Annotated in this window: 4 protein-coding genes and 1 pseudogene; 4 read left to right on the top strand and 1 reads right to left on the bottom strand. The window is 68.5% G+C overall.

Annotation, left to right across the window (positions count from 1 at the left end):
• Window positions 1-315: 315 nt before the first annotated feature.
• From ACGF12_RS37925 to ACGF12_RS37915, 3 genes are read left to right on the top strand one after another with little or no spacing between them, the layout of a single operon-like run.
• Window positions 316-1,311, top strand: coding sequence for an NAD-dependent epimerase/dehydratase family protein (locus tag ACGF12_RS37925; RefSeq protein ID WP_393041021.1), 996 nt, complete (start codon window positions 316-318; stop codon window positions 1,309-1,311).
• A 32-nt stretch (window positions 1,312-1,343) separates the two neighbouring features.
• Complete coding sequence (locus ACGF12_RS37920; protein ID WP_393041018.1) at window positions 1,344-2,312, top strand: thymidylate synthase; 969 nt, start codon at window positions 1,344-1,346, stop codon at window positions 2,310-2,312.
• A gap of 11 nt (window positions 2,313-2,323) precedes the next feature.
• On the top strand, window positions 2,324-3,184 hold the full coding sequence (locus ACGF12_RS37915) for a carbamoyltransferase N-terminal domain-containing protein (RefSeq protein ID WP_393041015.1): 861 nt from the start codon (window positions 2,324-2,326) through the stop codon (window positions 3,182-3,184).
• Here the strand turns inward: ACGF12_RS37915 and ACGF12_RS37910 are convergent.
• Complete coding sequence (locus ACGF12_RS37910) at window positions 3,099-3,887, bottom strand: tyrosine-type recombinase/integrase (RefSeq protein ID WP_393041012.1); 789 nt, start codon at window positions 3,885-3,887, stop codon at window positions 3,099-3,101. The two genes, ACGF12_RS37915 and ACGF12_RS37910, sit on opposite strands and share 86 nt — an antisense overlap.
• Window positions 3,888-4,005: 118 nt before the next feature.
• Between ACGF12_RS37910 and ACGF12_RS37905 the strand changes: the two are divergent.
• Window positions 4,006-4,152 (top strand): annotated as a pseudogene (locus ACGF12_RS37905) (SAM-dependent methyltransferase); the annotation flags it as partial.
• Between the last annotated feature and the right edge of the window lie 381 nt (window positions 4,153-4,533).

Below are 4,533 nucleotides of genomic sequence, written 5' to 3'. Positions count from 1 at the left end.
AGAGAAACGCCCTCCAGGCGGACACACGCACGTCCGCCCAGGTCAGACCCCGGATTCGCAGCTCCAGGCCGCGGAATTATGTCGAACGCGGGCCTGAGGGCCGTTGACTGGATGAAGTCGCCCGGGCGACCGCATGGACTGGCCATCCACAGGAAGGCCGGACGGCTGCCGTTGGCCGGGCGTCCCTTCGCGGGACCGGTCGACGGGCGGCCTCGCCAAGCCGCACGGACGCCGAATGCGAGGCCGACCTGGCAGAGCCCGGCGCCCGTATGCGGGTTCGGCCAACACCAACTAAACCTGACATGGGGAGCTTTCATGAACGACCACCATGGCGTGGAACGTCACGGGTTGCAGCGCGCCGTCGTGACCGGAGCGTCGGGCTTCATCGGTTCGCACCTGATCGACGCGCTCCTCGCGGCAGGGGTCACCGTCATCGGTGTGGATCGTCGCGACCCCGGCGTTGACCCGGAGGCTGCGGCCAACCTCGCCGCAGCCCTGGGTGATCCGGGCTTCACCTTCGTGGCAGCCGACCTGAGGACGTGCCCGCTGGTGGCGTTGTTCCTCCACGCCGACGCCGTCTTCCACTTCGCCGGCCTGCCGGGTGTTCGCGGTTCCTGGGGCGAGCGGTTCGCCGAATACACCGCCTGCAACGTCTTCGCGACCGAGCGCGTGCTGGCCGCCTGTGAGGACGTCCGCGTTCCCAGGCTGGTCTTCGCCTCCTCGTCCAGCGTGTACGGGACCACTGTGGGTGGCGCCGCCGGCGAGCAGTGCACGCCAAGGCCCGAGTCGCCGTACGCGGTCAGCAAGCTCGCCGGAGAGCAACTCTGTCTGGCGCATGCGGGCAAGGCCTCGTCGACTGTCACTGCGGTGGCGCTCCGACTGTTCACCGTCTACGGGCCGCGTCAGCGACCGGACATGCTGATCGGGCGAGCCCTCGCGGCGGCCCTCGGCGGCCCGACCCTGAAGCTGTACGGGGGTGGCAACCAGCGCCGGGACTTCACGTACGTCGGCGACGTCGTCCAGGCCGCCGTTGCTGCGGCGACGGCCGAGGTCGACTCCACGGTGCTCAACATCGGTGCCGGAGAGAGCACCAGCGTGCTGGGCGTCCTCGCCGCCGTCGAGGAGCTCACCGGTCACGCCGTGCCGGTCGACCGGTTGCCCACGCAGGCCGGCGACGTGGACGCCACGCTAGCCGACCGCTCCCTGGCCGGCGAACTCCTCGGCTGGAAGCCGCGCACCGCTCTGCTTCAGGGCATCGCACGCCAGCTGGCCCACCTGACCGCGAACCCGCGGCAGACCGCACACGCCTGATCCATCCCACCCCGACGTCCAACGGAGTCCTCGTGTTCGTCACCACCGCCGACAGCGCGAACGCACTGTTCACCCGCGCCAGCAAGGCGATCCTGAGCCAGGGCCGCAGCGTCGCTCCGCGTGGCATGGCCACCGCCGAGCTCATGGGCGCGTACCTCAAGCTAGCCGATCCGACCGCACGGCTCGTCAACCTCGGTCCGCACCGGGTCCTGAATCCGGCGTTCGCGGCCGCCGAGACGGTCTGGATCCTCTCCGGTTCCAACGCCGACTGGATTCACGACTTCAACAGCCGACTCGCCGCGCTCACCAACTATGGCGCCCTGCAGGGAGCCTACGGGCCGCGTCTGCGCCGCTGGCACGGCAAGCTGGACCAACTGGACTACGTGCGCCAGCAGCTGACCCGTGACGGCGAAAGTCGCCGCGCCGTCGTCCAGATCTTCGACCCGGTCCGGGATACCGTCGGCCACAAGGACGTCCCCTGCACCCTCGGTTACCGCTTCTACCTGCGTGCCGGTCGCCTTGAGATGCACACCAGCATGCGCAGCCAGGACGTGTGGCTCGGGTTGCCGTACGACCTGCTCACGACGACCGTCCTGCACGAGCTGATGGCCGGATGGCTCGGAGCTGAGGTCGGCGACTACCATCACCACGTTGACTCCCTGCACCTGTATGCCCAGCACCAAGGGGCCGCATGGCAGTTGGCGGTTGACCCGCCAGCCTCGCAGAGGTGGCAGCAGGTCGGCGTCCCGTGGGAGGACTTCGACCTGGTACTGAAGCAGGTCACGGCGGGCGAGGCCGTCGGCCACCCCGTCTGGGACGGCTTCGCCGCAGTCATCGCCAGCTACCGGCTCTGGAAGGCCGGACAACGCGACGAGGCCCGCACCAGGGCCACCGAGGCGACCGGTCCGCTTCCCGAGGCGATGGGGCTCTGGTACGACCAGCGCGAGCAGAAGGCCCCGCTGGCCCAGATGCCCTCACCCGCGATCCCGGCGAAGAGGTGACGGCGGTGACCGTGAACCGCAGCACTGTGCTGGGCCTGTGCTCCTACACCCACGACTCCGCCGCCGCCCTGGTCGTTGACGGGCAACTCGTCGGCTTCGTCGAGGAGGAACGGCTCAGCGGTGTGAAACACGACAAGCGCTACCCGGCCAAGGCCGTTGAGTGGCTGCTGGACGAGGCCGGCCTGACCCGGGCGGACATCGGCATCGTCGCGTACAACTTCACCTCGCAGCTCTACCTGCGAGCCGTTCCGTCCGCGCTCGTCCACGCCCTGCGGCCGGCGACGTCTGCCAGGGCGCTGCCGAGGGCCCGCTCATTCGCGAAGGTCGCCGCCAACACCCGCGGGCGCCTGGCTCGGCTCGGCGGCGCCTTCCCGAACGCCACCGTGCAGCCCGTATTGCACCACCGCGCTCATGGGCTCTACGCCTTCGCCGCGTCCGGCTACGAGGATGCCGCTGTCCTGGTGGTCGACAGCCTCGGCGAAGTCCAGGCCACCACCATCGGCCATGCCCGGCAGCGCGCCAACGGTTGCTCGTACCGCATCGTCCACGCCCAGGACGACCCGGCCTCGCTCGGATACGTCTACGGCGCGGTCACCGAACACCTGGGCTGGCGGCGTGGGGACGAGGAGGGCACCGTCATGGCGCTGGCCGCCCTCGGCGACCCCGACCGGTTCCGCTCGCTGTTCGCCAAAGCCGTCCGGCTCACCGAGAACGGCTTCGTCCTTGACCACCGGCTGCTCGGCCTGCGCGTCATAGACAGCCGGTTTCCGCGCCTGACAGATGCGTTCACCCGATTGCCGGCAATGGGACGTCCCGGTACTCACCGATCTTGCGGTGCTTCAGGCGGGCGTAGGACCGGGTGGCCTGGTTGACCTGCTCGGTGACACGGTAGACATCGTCGGCGACGATGTTGTTGATGTTGACGGCGTACGCTTCGCCGTTGCGCAGACCGCAGCCGCTCATGAGGTCGGTGACCAGGCGGAAGGTGTCGTCGCCCGCGGTCCGGATCTGCTGCAACTGGGAGACGGACGGGATCACCGCACGCTTCGGGTCGTACTGAGGTGCCTTGACCCCGTCGAGCGGGCTGTCCTCGTAGAGGCCGAGCCTGTGCGCGTCGAGCAGGATGGCCTTGAGGCTCATGAACGCGTTGGCCTGGGTGGCCAGGCCGATGCCGTTCCGCTCCATGTCCTGGATGAACGCTTCGACGACCTTGTGGTCGAACGTACCCATGCGGCGACTGCCGAAGGCGGGGAGGAGATGGATCCTCAGAAGGGAATCGAGGTTCCGCAGCGAAGCCGGGCCCAGGTCGCGCTGGCCTTTGAGCCACGCGGCGACGTAGTCGGAGAAGTTCATCCCTCCGTACTTCTGGAGGCGTTCGGCCTTGCGCTGGCTCTGCGGGGAGTTCTTCCGCGTGTGGTACGCCTCGGCGAGACGGGTCTTGGCCTTGTCCTGAGTGGCGAAGCCGGACTCCTCCGTCTGGCGCCCCGCCGCGTTGCGATACCTGATCTTGTACTCGTGCGGGCACTTGCTCCAGCGGGACTCGGGGTGCTCGCACTCCTTGAAGAAGCTGCCCATGCCGCGGGTGAGGCCTGTGGTCGCCGTGATGGTCGGAACCTCCGGGAGTCTTGCTGACCTTTTGCTGACCCCGCATGGTCGATCATGCCCCTGAGCTGGGCAGAAACGTCACTTCCGCTATATCCTGCGAAAGGTGATCTGGATGGTCCCGGGCTTCACCGTCGACGCGTACCGCGACCGGCTGCGCGAACTGGATGCCCGGATCCGGGCCGAGGGGCCGTTCGTCGCCCACTCGGCGCGCTTCCTGATCGAGGCGCGCAAGTAGGTCGACCGATCCGGTCGCCGCCGCCGCGACCGGTGCTGTCTGCGCCGGGACCTCCGGCAGTCCCGCCGCTCTCATCGACATCCGCACCAGCCTCGCGACCGCCTGCCCACGAGACGACCGCAGGAGCGATCACGCCGCAGTCAACCGAGACAGGTGACACCTGATCCTGGTGGTTGGCACTGCCTGAGAAATGCCTGAGCCGTACCGGCTTTCTGCCTGTCCTGTCGTACCTGGCTTGGCCTCCGGCAGCTGTTGATCGGGCCAACCGGGTGGGTGTGACAGGGCCACCTGAAGTTGCCCCGGTTTGATGGACAACCTTCCGCTTTGGGACACTGGGTCCCGCAAGGAGGAGTTCATCGTGCCAAGGACGCGTCCGGCCTA

This window comes from Kitasatospora sp. NPDC048296 (assembly GCF_043201815.1).
In the GTDB taxonomy this organism is placed as follows: Bacteria; Actinomycetota; Actinomycetes; order Streptomycetales; family Streptomycetaceae; genus Kitasatospora.
Note: the sequence above shows the minus strand (reverse complement) of the source record. Positions and strands in the feature narration are given on the sequence as shown.